Origin of the sequence: Microbacterium gawkjiense, from assembly GCF_031932225.1 — a bacterium.
Taxonomy (GTDB): Bacteria; Actinomycetota; Actinomycetes; order Actinomycetales; family Microbacteriaceae; genus Microbacterium; species Microbacterium gawkjiense.
The window spans coordinates 124,769-136,824 of record NZ_JAUZVV010000001.1 but is presented as its reverse complement, the minus strand read 5'-3'; the positions used below and the strand labels follow the sequence as shown (position 1 = coordinate 136,824).

Annotated in this window: 15 protein-coding genes and 1 tRNA gene; 7 read left to right on the top strand and 9 right to left on the bottom strand. The window is 68.8% G+C overall.

What is annotated here, in order from left to right:
* Positions 1 to 3: 3 nt before the first annotated feature.
* The 4 genes from Q9S71_RS00710 to Q9S71_RS00695 all read right to left on the bottom strand — a co-directional run bounded on the left by Q9S71_RS00710 (position 4) and on the right by Q9S71_RS00695 (position 2,054).
* Positions 4 to 591: a 1-acyl-sn-glycerol-3-phosphate acyltransferase gene (locus Q9S71_RS00710; protein WP_311860010.1), complete on the bottom strand. Its 588-nt coding sequence runs from the start codon at positions 589 to 591 to the stop codon at positions 4 to 6.
* A 306-nt stretch (positions 592 to 897) separates the two neighbouring features.
* Positions 898 to 1,188 (bottom strand): winged helix-turn-helix transcriptional regulator, encoded by a 291-nt coding sequence (locus Q9S71_RS00705; protein ID WP_311860009.1) that lies wholly within the window; start codon positions 1,186 to 1,188, stop codon positions 898 to 900.
* Positions 1,185 to 1,589, bottom strand: coding sequence for a VOC family protein (locus Q9S71_RS00700; protein WP_311860008.1), 405 nt, complete (start codon positions 1,587 to 1,589; stop codon positions 1,185 to 1,187). Before Q9S71_RS00700 ends, Q9S71_RS00705 begins: the two co-directional genes overlap by 4 nt.
* A gap of 78 nt (positions 1,590 to 1,667) precedes the next feature.
* On the bottom strand, positions 1,668 to 2,054 hold the full coding sequence (locus Q9S71_RS00695) for a YciI family protein (RefSeq protein WP_064003110.1): 387 nt from the start codon (positions 2,052 to 2,054) through the stop codon (positions 1,668 to 1,670).
* Between the two features lie 374 nt (positions 2,055 to 2,428).
* Here Q9S71_RS00695 and Q9S71_RS00690 point away from each other — a divergent pair, with 374 nt between their 5' ends.
* The 3 genes from Q9S71_RS00690 (at position 2,429) to Q9S71_RS00680 (ending at position 5,402) form a co-directional block, all read left to right on the top strand.
* Positions 2,429 to 3,343 carry an acyl-CoA dehydrogenase gene (locus Q9S71_RS00690; RefSeq protein ID WP_311860007.1) on the top strand — a complete coding sequence of 305 codons (915 nt, stop codon included), beginning with the start codon at positions 2,429 to 2,431 and terminating at the stop codon, positions 3,341 to 3,343.
* 86 nt (positions 3,344 to 3,429) lie between these two features.
* On the top strand, positions 3,430 to 4,689 hold the full coding sequence (locus Q9S71_RS00685; RefSeq protein ID WP_311860006.1) for a PIG-L family deacetylase: 1,260 nt from the start codon (positions 3,430 to 3,432) through the stop codon (positions 4,687 to 4,689).
* A gap of 29 nt (positions 4,690 to 4,718) precedes the next feature.
* A complete protein-coding gene (locus Q9S71_RS00680; protein WP_311860005.1) occupies positions 4,719 to 5,402 on the top strand; it encodes a glycosyltransferase family 2 protein in 684 nt (227 codons plus the stop codon).
* Positions 5,403 to 5,489: 87 nt separating this feature from the next.
* Here Q9S71_RS00680 and Q9S71_RS00675 read toward each other — a convergent pair.
* The 3 genes from Q9S71_RS00675 to Q9S71_RS00665 form a co-directional block, all read right to left on the bottom strand.
* Positions 5,490 to 5,562: transfer RNA gene (locus tag Q9S71_RS00675), tRNA-Lys, on the bottom strand.
* A 39-nt stretch (positions 5,563 to 5,601) separates the two neighbouring features.
* Positions 5,602 to 5,778: a glycine zipper domain-containing protein gene (locus tag Q9S71_RS00670; RefSeq protein ID WP_311860004.1), complete on the bottom strand. Its 177-nt coding sequence runs from the start codon at positions 5,776 to 5,778 to the stop codon at positions 5,602 to 5,604.
* A gap of 116 nt (positions 5,779 to 5,894) precedes the next feature.
* Positions 5,895 to 6,569 (bottom strand): fasciclin domain-containing protein, encoded by a 675-nt coding sequence (locus Q9S71_RS00665; protein ID WP_311860003.1) that lies wholly within the window; start codon positions 6,567 to 6,569, stop codon positions 5,895 to 5,897.
* Between the two features lie 216 nt (positions 6,570 to 6,785).
* On the opposite strand from Q9S71_RS00665, the gene sigK reads away from it, so the two are divergent.
* The 4 genes from sigK to Q9S71_RS00645 all read left to right on the top strand — a co-directional run bounded on the left by sigK (position 6,786) and on the right by Q9S71_RS00645 (position 10,069).
* Positions 6,786 to 7,373, top strand: a complete 588-nt coding sequence (gene sigK, locus Q9S71_RS00660) for an ECF RNA polymerase sigma factor SigK (RefSeq protein WP_311860002.1) — start codon at positions 6,786 to 6,788, stop codon at positions 7,371 to 7,373.
* On the top strand, positions 7,370 to 8,179 hold the full coding sequence (locus tag Q9S71_RS00655) for an anti-sigma factor (RefSeq protein ID WP_311860001.1): 810 nt from the start codon (positions 7,370 to 7,372) through the stop codon (positions 8,177 to 8,179). Before sigK ends, Q9S71_RS00655 begins: the two co-directional genes overlap by 4 nt.
* A 43-nt stretch (positions 8,180 to 8,222) precedes the next feature.
* Positions 8,223 to 8,861, top strand: coding sequence for a DNA-directed RNA polymerase subunit beta (locus Q9S71_RS00650; protein WP_311860000.1), 639 nt, complete (start codon positions 8,223 to 8,225; stop codon positions 8,859 to 8,861).
* 323 nt (positions 8,862 to 9,184) lie between these two features.
* Positions 9,185 to 10,069 (top strand): aminodeoxychorismate lyase, encoded by an 885-nt coding sequence (locus Q9S71_RS00645; protein ID WP_311859999.1) that lies wholly within the window; start codon positions 9,185 to 9,187, stop codon positions 10,067 to 10,069.
* Between the two features lie 108 nt (positions 10,070 to 10,177).
* Here Q9S71_RS00645 and Q9S71_RS00640 read toward each other — a convergent pair whose 3' ends face one another.
* Positions 10,178 to 10,987 carry a DUF559 domain-containing protein gene (locus tag Q9S71_RS00640; protein WP_311859998.1) on the bottom strand — a complete coding sequence of 270 codons (810 nt, stop codon included), beginning with the start codon at positions 10,985 to 10,987 and terminating at the stop codon, positions 10,178 to 10,180.
* Between the two features lie 278 nt (positions 10,988 to 11,265).
* Positions 11,266 to 12,045 (bottom strand): phosphate ABC transporter ATP-binding protein PstB, encoded by a 780-nt coding sequence (gene pstB / locus Q9S71_RS00635; protein ID WP_064003118.1) that lies wholly within the window; start codon positions 12,043 to 12,045, stop codon positions 11,266 to 11,268.
* Positions 12,046 to 12,056 lie beyond the last annotated feature (11 nt).

Genomic DNA, 12,056 nt, shown 5'->3' with positions numbered 1-12,056 from the left:
CGCCTAGGGCGACGTTGTCGGTCGAGGATCGCCTTCTTCGCGCAACCGAGGCTCCACGCGTCGCTCGGGCCGCAATCCCGACTTATCGGAGTAGAACGCGCGGATGGCATCCATGTCCGCGCCCACGTCGCCGATGAGCGTGAGCGTCGGTCCCAGCCCGGTGGTCATGGTGGTGCGGTCCACATACCCGAGCGTGACGGCGAGGCCGGCCTCCCGGGCGATGCGGTAGAAGCCCGACTTCCAGTGCCCGACGCCGCCGCGCGTGCCCTCCGGCGTCACCACGAGGCCGAAGACCTCACCGTCGCGGATGCGCTGCACGAGCGCGTCGACCACTCCAGCGGGGTTCGCTCTGTCGACCGGGATGCCGCCGATCGAGCGCATCAGCGGGCCGCGCCAGCCGCGGAAAAGACTCTCCTTGCCCAGCCAGCGGAACCGCATCTTCAGGCGCCACGCGATGGCCAGCATGAGCACGAAGTCCCAGTTGGACGTGTGCGGCGCCCCCAGGACGACGGTGGGCTGGGTCGGCGCGGGCTCGGTCGCGAGCGTCCATCGGCTGAACGTCCAGTAGACCCGGGCGACGAGGCGGAGCATGCCGTAACCGTAACGCTCCGGCGCGCTCCCCGGACTCAAGGGGCGAGGGGCTTGCGCTCGGGGCTTTTTCGGGCGGTCAATGGCGACGAGTGCTGAGCCGGGCGGCACTTTGCTGACCCTCCGCGGTCTCGCGTGGTCCTGAAAGTGGTCTTCGATGCCCACTCGCAAGCAGTTCACCGATCTCGCCTGCGGCATCACCGGTCGGTTCGTCAGCCGGTACAACGACATCGGCCGGCGCTGGGGGATCGGGGTGCTCAGTCCCCGGATCGCCTGAGCACAGGGTCGTGAGTGCCGTCCAACGAGGCGCTACTCAGTGTCGCTCAGCCCTGATCCCCAACGTCCGAGTGCCGCGATCGCGTCCGCCAGGTCGAGGCCGCGATCGGTCAGGGCGTAGGCGCGGGTGTTGTGCTTCAGCGGAAGACGGCGGAGCACGCCTGCGGCTTCGAGTTCCTTGAGGCGGGTCGCCAGCATGTTCGTCGGTGCACCGAGCTCACGCTGAAGGTCGCCGTAGCGCTGTGGACCCTCGAGCAGCCGCTCCACAATGAGCAGAGCCCACCGCGCGCCGACGATGTCGAGGGCGGCAGCGAGGTCGCTCACGAGGTCTGATCGGCGTCCGGCTTCATCCAGAACGGGGAGTAGTGGTAGCCGTCGGGGTCGTCGAACTGCCGCTGGTACATGAAGGGGTAGTCGTCGGTGTCGCCGACGCGGCCGCCCGCGGCTCGCGCCCGTTCGACCATCGCGTCGACGGCTTCCCGGCTGTCGAGATCGAAGGAGACGGTCACCTTCGACGGGGTGTCGGGACCGCCGATCAGATCCTCGACGCCGCCGACGCTCGCGTACATCTCGCGGCTGCCGAGCATGACGTACTGGTCGGGCGCGATCGCGAAGCAGGACACGTTGTGGTCGGACATGTCCGCGTTGAGAGTCCATCCGAGGGCGGTGTAGAAGGCCGTGGCGCGTTCGACATCGGCGACAGGACAGGTGATGAAGAGGCTCATGTGGGGATACTTGCAAAATGCAAGTACGCCGTCAAGACCCGTGGGCGCGAGCACCCTTTGGTGCGGCAAGAGAGGTGGTCACTCGCCCTCGGCAGTCTGCCGGTCGATGATGTCTTCGACGCCACCCGGGAAGCGGTGGACTTCCTGCGGCCAGTCGAGGCTGAGGGCGAGGCGTCCCGCCCAGTAGCGTGCGTCGTCGTCAGTGGAAACGTTGATCACGGTGAACCCGCCGAGGTGCTCTTGAGTTTCGACGAAGGGTCCGTCGGTGAACGCCGGCTCGCCGCCCCTCAGCTGCACGCTGAAGAGCGCCGTCGACGCGTCGATGCCGCCGTCCGCGAAGACGAACACGCCCGCCTGCTTCATCTCTTCGAGCACTGCCATCGACGCCTGGCTCTTGGTCTGCAGCTGCTCTGTGGTTTGCGGCGGCACCCATTCGTCGTTGAAGGCGATGAGGTAGTTCGGCACTGTCGTCTCCTCTTGTCGAGATAGCGGCCCCGGCTCGGCACCGCGGTCGCAGCGATTCGTTCGGGCCGCCCACACAGCTCATGAACGGCGACCTGCGGGTACGACACTAGGGCGCGATCTGGATCGCCGGGAGGGGTCTGGTCACGAGGATGTACCCGACGGGTCCGTGGCATCGCAAGCCTCTGCCTCTGCGCACGCATCGCGGACAGACTCCGGGTGTGAGTGACGTCCCAGAAGATCTCGATGCAGTCCGCTTAGGCGACGGGCCCCTCCCCGAGGCTGCCGCCGCGTCCCTCGCAGCGGCTGATCGAGTCGCTGGGTTCGGGACGGACGTTCCCGCGACTCTCGTGTGGGTCGTTTCCGCGGGCGCGGCTGTGAGTGAACAGTGGTCGCTCGCCGAGCAGTGGACCTTCCTCGCAGCGGTCGCGTTCCGAGATGTGGCGGCGGCGCGCATTCTCGAACCTCACCTGGACGCACTCACCATCCTCGAGCAGGCGCGTCGGAGTGGCTGCGAGGTCGATCTCGCCTCGATCGGCGCGGGCTCTGAATCATCGTGGGGTGTGTTCGCTGCCGAAGGTGCGGGAGTGCGGCTCGAGGCGCAGATGGTCGGCTCCCGGTGGCACCTCTCGGGGACTAAGCCGTGGTGTTCGCTCGCGCAGCAGGTGACGCATGCGCTCGTCACCGCATGGGTCGGCGACGAGCGTCGGCTGTTCGCGGTCGAGATGCAGCGACCCGAGGTCGCCCCCCGGTCGGGACCATGGCATGCCCGCGGACTCGACCAGATCGTGAGTGCTCCGGTCGACTTCGCAGACGCGCCCGCGGTGCCCGTCGGTGAACCGGGCTGGTATCTGCGTCGGCCCGGTTTCGCAGCCGGAGGGATCGGCGTGGCGGCATGTTGGTGGGGTGGCGTCTTGCCGCTACGTTCCGCCCTGCGGGATGCCGCGCGTCGTCCTGGTGCCGACCAGTTGTCGCGCGTGCATCTCGGGAACGCGGACATGGCGCTCTGGGGCGCGCGCCTCGCCCTCCGCACCGCCGCGAAGGAGATGGACGGCTCAGCGGCGTTGCGCTATCCCGGCACCCTCGCCGGCCGCGCGCGAGCGATCGTCGCGAGCGCGGTCGAATCGACGCTCGCCGACACAGCGCGCGCACTGGGGCCGCTGCCCCTCGTCGCAGATGAAGGGCATGCCCGGCGGGTGGCCGATCTGCAGATCTACCTGCGTCAGCACCACGGCGAGCGCGACGTGGCGAGGATCGGAGCCGACATCGCGGAGGGACGTGGCACATGGTGAGTTTCAGTCACCTCGATGCGGGAACGACGGAGGAGGTGTGGCGCGAGGCTTTCGACGGACGGGCTCTTCCGGACCTCGACGCGGACGTGGAGCACCTGGTCGTCGTTGCCGCCCATCCCGACGATGAGACCCTGGGCGCCGGAGGGCTGATGGCGAGCGCCGCCCGCCGCGGGACGAGGGTGACGGTGCTCGTCGTGACCGACGGCGAGGGGTCGCACCCGGATTCGCCGTCCCACACACCCGGTGATCTCGCGACGCTGCGGCGCCGCGAGGTGGCCGAGGCTCTTGAGCAGTTGAGCCCGGAGATCGAGCTGCAGTTCCTTGGGCTGCCGGACGGTGGGACCGACAGCCATCGGGGTGCGATTGCGGCATCCCTTCGTGAACTTCTCACGGGGGCGGTGAAGCGCCTCGTCGTATCGCCGTGGACGGGCGACGGTCATCGGGATCACCGTGTCGTGGGGGAGGTGTCCGCGGAGGTATGCGGCGATCTTCGCGTCCCGTGGCGGGGCTATCCCATCTGGTTGTGGCATTGGGGGTCGTCGGAGGACGTGCCGTGGGATGACCTTGAGGTGTTCACGCTCGACAACGAAACTGCCGATCGCAAGCTCGCAGCCATGCGTCGTCATCGCAGTCAGATCGCTCCGCTGTCTTCGGCTCCGGGTGACGAGGTGATGCTCCATGACGGGATGCAGGCGCACTTCGACCGGCCCTTCGAGGTTTTCGTGCGACCGCCGGCGTCGAGTGTGGGTGCCGACTTCTTCGAGTCCTTCTACGAGCGGAACGGCGATGACCCGTGGGGGTTCGAATCGCGCTGGTACGAGCAGCGCAAGCGGGCCGTCACCATGGCGAGTCTTCCTCGCGAGCGCTATCGCTCGACGCTTGAGTTGGGCTGCTCAACGGGTGTGCTGACGGAGCTGCTGGCCGACCGGTCCGATGCGGTGCGCGCGGTCGACATCGCCGACGCCCCGCTGGCGATGGCGCGCCGCCGACTCAGCGGTCGGACAACGGTTCGATTCGAGCGGATGGCTCTTCCCGACGAATGGCCGGAGGGCCAGTTCGACCTCATCATGCTGTCGGAGGTCGGCTACTACTGGAGCCGCGGCGATCTGACTGTGGCGATCGAGCGGATGCGAGGTGCACTGACGGCCGGGGGGCACCTTGTCGCGTGCCACTGGCGTCACCCGGTGACGGAGTATCCGCTCTCCGGCGATGCCGTGCACGCGGCGCTCCGCGGCGCGGAGGGGTTCGTCCGGCTGCTACAGCATGAGGAGGAGGACTTCGTGCTGGAGGTCTACGGGCTCTCGGGTGCCCGATCGGTCGCGGCGGAGACCGGGCTCGTTCCGTGAGGGTGCCCTCGGTCGCGATCGTCGTCCCGGTGCACGACGAGGCCGAATTGCTCGACGCGTGTCTCGCCGCTCTGACCTCCGCGATCGCGCACGCGCGGAAGACACACCCGGGTGTCTCGATCGCGACGGTGGTCGTCCTCGATGCGTGCACGGATGCGTCGGAGCGGATCGCGCGAGCCTGGCCGGTGCACACCGTCAGCATCGAGGCGCGGAACGTGGGGACCGGGCGACGAGTGGGGGTGAGGGCTGCGATGGCCGAGCTGGGGGAGCCGTCACCGGCTGACGTCTGGGTCAGCACGACGGATGGGGACTCTGCCGTTCCCGTCGGGTGGCTCAGTCACCAGCTTGATCTTCGCGCCCTGGGTGCGGACGTCGTCTTGGGCACTGTCCGCCCGGACTTCGCCGATCTGACACCGGAGCACGTGGCGTACTGGTTAGAGACACATCCAGCCGGCCGACCCGCGGGCAACGTTCACGGGGCAAATCTCGGACTGCGCGGGGATGTGTATTTCGCGGCGGGGGAGTTCGGCGACCTCGAGCAACACGAGGATGTCGAACTCGTCAACGCCGCCCGCGCGCTCGGCGCGTCCGTGGTGGCAACGGACGAGAACGAGGTGGTCACGTCGGGCCGCTTCTGGGGACGGACGCCGGGGGGCTACGCCGCGTTCGTGCGCGCGACGCATGAGCGCATTGCAGCCGCATCGCGGCGGTGATCGGAGGACCGCTAGTGGGTCGGGTGGCTGAGTCGCAGCGGCGACAATTCGCGCGCATCGTGTGTTGTCTGCGCACTGGTCGAGAGGTGGGCCCCGTGGGGCTCGAACCCACGACCCGCGGATTAAAAGTCCGATGCTCTACCGACTGAGCTAGAGGCCCTCAGCGTCCCAGCCTACTGGGGGAGCGGCGCGGCATCCGTCACTCGGCGCTCTTCGAACTGCCGAAGATGATGCCGAGCATGATCCCGAACGACAGGCCAAACCCGACGCCGAGGCCGATGTTGTCGAGGAACAGTAGCCCGACCATCGCGCCGCCGAGCATCCCGAACGTGATCCAGAAACCGAGCGACATCCCGTTCATGTTCTTGTTCGCCATACCTCGACGCTAGGGAAGGCGCCGACCCGCGGCATCCCCCGCACGAGGGAAAAAGAAGGCGGCGCCGCCGAAGCCCGCAGAGCTTCGACGACGCCGCCGGTCAGATAGACCGTGAATTACATCGGGGGCATCAGCACCGTGTCGATGAGGTAAACGGTCGCGTTCGCGGTCTGGACGCCACCGCAGATGACGTTGGCGTCGTTGACCATGAGCTCGTCGCCCGAGCCGGTGACCTCGAGGTCAGCGCCCTGAACGGTGGCGTGCGTGCCGACGATGTCGTCGGGCGAGATCTGGCCGGGGACCACGTGGTAGGTGAGGATCGACGTCAGCGTCTCGGAGTCCGTCTTCAGACCCTCGATCGTGTCGGCGGGGATCTTGGCGAAGGCCTCGTCCACCGGTGCGAACACGGTGAACTCGTCGCCGTTAAGGGTGTCGACCAGGTTGACGTCCGGGTTCAGCTGGCCGCTGACAGCAGCGACGAGCGTCTTGAGGAGCGGGTTGTTGGATGCCGCGGTAGCCACCGGGTCCTGCGCCATACCGGCGACCGAGCCGGCGCCGTCCGGAACCGCAGCAGCGTAGTCCGCGCAGCCGGGGCCGACCAGGTTGGCGGCGGGGTCCATGGTGTCCTCGGTCATCTCGGGCGAGGGCGACTCCATCGGCTCCTGCGATTCCATGCCCTCGCTGCTGGTGCCACCCTCGGGGGCGGTGCTCGACGAGCAGCCGGCGAGAGCGAACGCACCGACCAGCGTCAGAGAGAGTGCTGCGGTCATCTTCTTCTTCGTGCTGAACATGTTGTCCTCCATGTGTTGGGACCGCCCTCTGCGGCGGCGATGTCTGGTCTTCGGAACCACTAGGCAAACGGATTGCACATTTCCCGAGATTCTTTTTCGCCGGTCCCGACGGAGCGGATGCCGACGGTCACGAAACGCTCTCGATTCCGTTGTTCAGCGGGGTTTCGCGCCCCGTCATCCGGGTTCCGCGACGCGGGAATGGCATGCTGGGGAGTAATGGTTATCGACGGTGTTGACGTCCCCGAGGACGGGCAGTCGGCGGATCACGCCGGCGATCTGCTCGTCCGTATCGCCGACGGCGACCAAGCGGCTTTCGCTGAGCTCTACGACACGCTGTCGTCTCGCGTGTTCGGCCTTATCCGACGCGTCCTCGTCGACCCGTCCCAGAGTGAGGAAGTGCTGCAGGAGGTTTTCCTCGAGGTGTGGCAATCCGCTTCATCGTTCGCTCCGAACAAAGGGCAAGGAAGAAGCTGGATCCTGACGATGGCTCATCGTCGGGCCGTCGACCGGGTGCGCTCAGCTCAATCGAGCGTGGACCGGGATATGCGTGTCGGAGCCCGAGACGCCTACACACAAGAAGAAGGCATTGCCGAGCAGGTCGAGATGAAGATCGAAGGGCGTCGCGTCGTGCGCGCCCTCCGGTCTCTGCCCGACCCGCAACGTGAGGCCCTCACCCTCGCTTACTTCGGGGGATACAGCCAAAGTGAGATTGCGACGCTCCTCGGAGCGCCGCTCGGAACGATCAAGACACGTATGCGCGACGGACTGAACCGCCTACGACAGGAGATGGGGGTGACACTGTGAACGAGAAGGATTTCGCTGAGCTTTCGGCAGGACACGCGCTCGCTGCGCTGTCCCCGGAGGACGAGCGCGCCTACCAGGACGCACTGGCCGCCCACCCCGAGTGGCAGGACCAGGTCGACGCCGACGCGCAGGTCGCTGGATTCCTCGCCGAAGGCGCGGGCGAAGAAGCCCCTCCCGCCGATCTGCGGGCCCGGTTGCTCGAGCAGATCAGTGGGATGCCGCAGGCCTCGGCGCGTGCCGCTGCCGCGGAGCCTGTCGCCGCTGAGCCTGCGGTCGAGTCGGCTGCCGCTCCCGCGGACGACCCGGTCGTCGCCGGCCCGCCGACCGAAGCGATCCAGGCCGTGCAGCGGCGCAACTGGACCCGCGGACTCTTCGCGCTCGTCGCATCCGCCGCACTCCTCGTCGGCATCGGCTGGGGCGTCGGATCCCTCGTCGAACAGGCCCGCACGCCCCTCGAGGTGCAGGCGCTGGAGCAGATCGAGGCCGCGCCCGACGCGCAGACCGTGACCGGTCAGTTCACCGACGGCGGCGAGGCCGTGCTGCACTGGTCGGACGAGCTCGATAAGGTCGTGCTGACGACGGATGACGCGCCCGAGATCGCCTCGGACCGCTCGTTCGAGCTGTGGTTCATCCGCGGCGACCAGCCCATCTCGGCCGGCGTGTTCGACCCGTCCGACGAGGTCACGGCGCTGCTGTCGGGCGAGTTCCAGCCCGGCGACATCGTCGCGGTGACGGTCGAGCAGAAGGGCGGATCGCCCGACGGCTCGCCCACGACCGACCCGATCATCACGATCCCCACCGCCTGAGCCGGCCGCGGCCCGTCCCCGCGCTGCGGGGTAGCCTGGAGCGATGTCTGACGCGTCCCGCGACTTCCACAAGCCGGTCCGCCGTTCCCCCGATTCGTTCGATCGCAACTTCGCCGCCGACGATCCCGCTGAAGCCAGCCGCGTGGCGCACGCCACGGCATCCGCTCTGCTCTCGCGGGTGCGCGAGGCGCCGCACGACGAGGTCATCGACCGGCTCGTGACCTTCACCGACGCGCACGGCATCGCGACCATCGCCGAGCTGTGGGCGCAGTCGCCGGCCCGGTCGCTGCCGGGCGCGCTGTGGCGTCTGTACCTGCTGCAGCTGATGATCCACGACGACCCGGCCACGTCCGCGCTGCTCTACGAGCGGGGACGCACGCGGCTCGCGTCGGCCGACGTCGTCATCGCGGGGGCGCCGGCTCCGGCGAGCCCCGACGAGCTGGTCTCGCTCATCGACCTCATCATGCGCGGGGTGTTCGCAGGCGACTTCGCGCTCGCCCTCGAACGGGCGGCGGCATTCTCGCGCGTCGTCTCGGCCGGCGCGACCGACCTCGCTGACGACTATGACGCGAGCGAACCCGGCCGGGCGTCGCAGTTCACGACCCGCGCGCTGCGCCTCGACACCTACGCAGGCGACCTCACGGCGGCCGCGGCCCTGTGGCGTCGCGACGGCCTCACCTGAGTCGGAGCCCCCTTCGCGGGCATGAAAGTGCCGGGCCGCAGAACGCCTCTCGGCGCGTGGCCGCTCGCAGCGGCTGAAGATGGAGCCCGGGGTTACTGCGGCCCGGCTAGAAAAGTGTAACGGAGGGGCTCCGCGGGTATTCCAGCCTGCGGGGGATTTCGTTCGGGCCGGGCGTGTCGCGGCGCCGGCGCCGTGCGCGTTCACGGATGCAACGGATGCCGGGCGACACCCGGCATCCCGTCGCACTTCAACGGCGTGTCGCGCACGATCCGTTGCATCCGTCGACACCGCCGACGACGGATGCCGCCGCGTAGGCTCATCGCATGGCTTGGCGCTTCGCTCTCATGATCGACCCCGCGGCATCCGACGATGCGCGCACCGACTTCGCCGACACGTTCACCGAGGTGGATCCGTCGGCGCCCGCGCTCACCGTGGGCGAGCTGAGCACGCAGCGCGGCGACGGGATCTTCGAGTCGATCGGCGTCGTCGACGGGCACGCGCAGGAGGTCGAGCCGCACCTCGAGCGTCTGGCCCATTCGGCCGAGATCTGCGAGCTGCCGGCGCCGAACCTGGGGCAGTGGCGCGAGGCGATCCGGCGTGCGCAGGCCGCGTCGGGGGAGGGCGAGGCGGTCATCAAGCTGATCCTGAGCCGCGGTGTCGAGCACGGTCCGACGCCGACCGCGTGGGTCACGGTGGCGCCGGCCGCGGACTTCACGAAGGCGCGCACCGAGGGCATCGCCGTGGCGGTGCTCGACCGCGGGTACAGCATCGATCTGCCGGGGCGTGCACCGTGGCTGCTGCTCGGCGCGAAGACGCTGTCCTACGCGGTGAACATGGCGGCGATCCGCGAGGCGAAGCGCCGCGGAGCCGACGACGCCGTGTTCGTGAGCTCCGACGGATTCGTGCTCGAGGCGCCGACCGCGTCGCTGATCATCCGCCGCGGCGACGCGTTCGTGACCCCGGCGCCGAACGGCGGCATTCTGCACGGCACGACCCAGCTGAGCCTGTTCGATCACCTCGCCGCGCAGGGCTTCGAGACCGCCTACGAGACGCTGCCCGTCTCGGCCCTGCACGAAGCGGATGCCGCCTGGCTCGTCTCGAGCGTGCGCCTGGCCGCCCCGATCACCGCCGTCGACGGTCGCCCGCTGGCCGTGGACGCCGAGCTCACCGCATCCTTCAACCGCTACCTCCTCAGCCCCCGCGACTGACCCCGCGGCGGGTTGCCGTTCACGGATGCAACAGATCTGCCCCGACACGCCGCCGACCCGCCCCGGGATGCCGCGTGTCGCCCCGCATCCATTGCATCCGTGAACGCGTCACGCCCGCGCGAGGGCCGCGAAGATCGCGCGCTCGACGAGGTCCCAGTCGTGCAGCACCATCGCGTAGTCGAACCGGAGCGTGACATATCCCCACAGGGCGGCGTTCGCGTCCCGCACGAGGTCCTTGTGCCGCAGCGACGCGCCGTCGTGGTTCTCCCGCCCGTCCACCTCGACGATCACGCGGTCGCCGATCAGGGCGTCCACGACACCGGCGCCCGCGACGCGCACCTGCGTCCGCACGGTCAGCCCGAACCCGCGCAGCCGCCACCGCAGCAGCGACTCGAGACCGCTGTCGGCGTCGTCCCGGCTCAGCCCGAGAGCCTCGCGTCCGGCGGCGTTCAGGTTCTGCGCGAGCCACCGCATGTCGTCGCCGTCGAGCATTCGCTGTCGTCGGGCCGACTCGAGCGCGACGAAGAACGCCTCGACGCCACGGCACAGGAGGACCTGCCGCAGCACCCGGGCGAGCGACGGCTCGCGCCGCGACTCACCGACGCCCGGCGCGTCCCAGTGCTCGACGCAGTCGCAGTCCGCGTCGTGCGACCGGCCGCCCGGCCGCATCCAGACGTGCGGCGAATCGTCCTCGTCGAGCACCCGCAGTCCGCGATGCCGCGCCGCGGTCACACACGCCATCGACCCGCCGTGCCGGGCGATCGCGACGGCGTCGGCGCACGCGTCCGGCGGAACGAAGACGCCGACGCGGACCCGGCGCAGCTCACCCGTCCGCAGCGCACGCTGCACCCGACGCATCGACCACCCCGCGTCGAGCAACTGACGAAGACGGAGAACCGGATGCCGCAGCTCGCACATCCCGCGATCCTCGCCGCCGCTGTCACCCCGCACGGACTCGCACCCCGAACCGAGGGAAAGCCGCCGCATCCCACCCTCTGGGGAGGAAGGCCGTTCATGGATGCAACAGATCCGCCCCGACACGCCGTTCCGGATCCGATGGATGCCGCGTGTCGCCCGGCATCCATTGCATCCGCGAACGCCAACCCGACCCACGCACGCGACGCATCCGCGCACAAAGAAAACGCGCCGGCACGGAACCCGAATCCGTGCCGGCGCGTGGCCTCAGGGAGTAGGACTCACCCGAAGCGACCCGAGACGTAGTCCTCGGTGGCCTGGACGGACGGCTTGGTGAAGATCGTGCCGGTCTCGTCGTACTCGATGAGCTTGCCGGGCTTGCCGGTGCCGGCGATGTTGAAGAACGCGGTCTTGTCCGAGACGCGCGAGGCCTGCTGCATGTTGTGCGTCACGATCACGATCGTGTACTCGCTCTTGAGCTCCTGGATGAGCTCCTCGATCGCGAACGTCGAGATCGGGTCGAGGGCCGAGCACGGCTCGTCCATGAGCAGCACGTCGGGCGAGACGGCGATCGCGCGGGCGATGCACAGGCGCTGCTGCTGACCACCCGACAGGCCCGATCCGGGCTTCTCGAGACGGTCCTTGACCTCGTTCCAGAGGTTCGCGCCGCGCAGCGACTTCTCGACGAGCGCGTCGGCGTCGGACTTCGAGATGCGCGAGTTGTTGAGCTTCACACCGGCCAGCACGTTGTCGCGGATCGACATCGTGGGGAACGGGTTCGGGCGCTGGAAGACCATGCCGATCTGACGGCGCACGAGCACCGGGTCGACGCCAGGACCGTAGAGATCCTCGCCGTCGAGCAGGACCTCGCCCTCGACGCGCGCGCCGGGGATGACCTCGTGCATGCGGTTCAGCGTGCGCAGGAAGGTGGACTTGCCGCATCCGGACGGGCCGATGAAGGCCGTCACGCTGCGGGGCTCGATGTCGAGGGACACGCCCTCCACGGCGAGGAAGTCGCTGTAGTAGACGTTGAGGTCGTTGACTTCAATGCTCTTGGACACTTCGGGTGCTT

Excerpts from the sequence above, each read along its gene's own strand:
- Q9S71_RS00710 (WP_311860010.1), bottom strand. The coding sequence starts at position 591 with ATGCTCCGCCTCGTCGCCCGGGTCTACTGGACGTTCAGCCGATGGACG.
- Q9S71_RS00700 (WP_311860008.1), bottom strand. The coding sequence starts at position 1,589 with ATGAGCCTCTTCATCACCTGTCCTGTCGCCGATGTCGAACGCGCCACG.
- Q9S71_RS00670 (WP_311860004.1), bottom strand. The coding sequence starts at position 5,778 with ATGGCGAACAAGAACATGAACGGGATGTCGCTCGGTTTCTGGATCACG.
- Q9S71_RS00665 (WP_311860003.1), bottom strand. The coding sequence starts at position 6,569 with ATGTTCAGCACGAAGAAGAAGATGACCGCAGCACTCTCTCTGACGCTG.
- sigK (WP_311860002.1), top strand. The coding sequence starts at position 6,786 with ATGGTTATCGACGGTGTTGACGTCCCCGAGGACGGGCAGTCGGCGGAT.
- Q9S71_RS00650 (WP_311860000.1), top strand. The coding sequence starts at position 8,223 with ATGTCTGACGCGTCCCGCGACTTCCACAAGCCGGTCCGCCGTTCCCCC.
- Q9S71_RS00645 (WP_311859999.1), top strand. The coding sequence starts at position 9,185 with ATGGCTTGGCGCTTCGCTCTCATGATCGACCCCGCGGCATCCGACGAT.
- Q9S71_RS00640 (WP_311859998.1), bottom strand. The coding sequence starts at position 10,987 with ATGTGCGAGCTGCGGCATCCGGTTCTCCGTCTTCGTCAGTTGCTCGAC.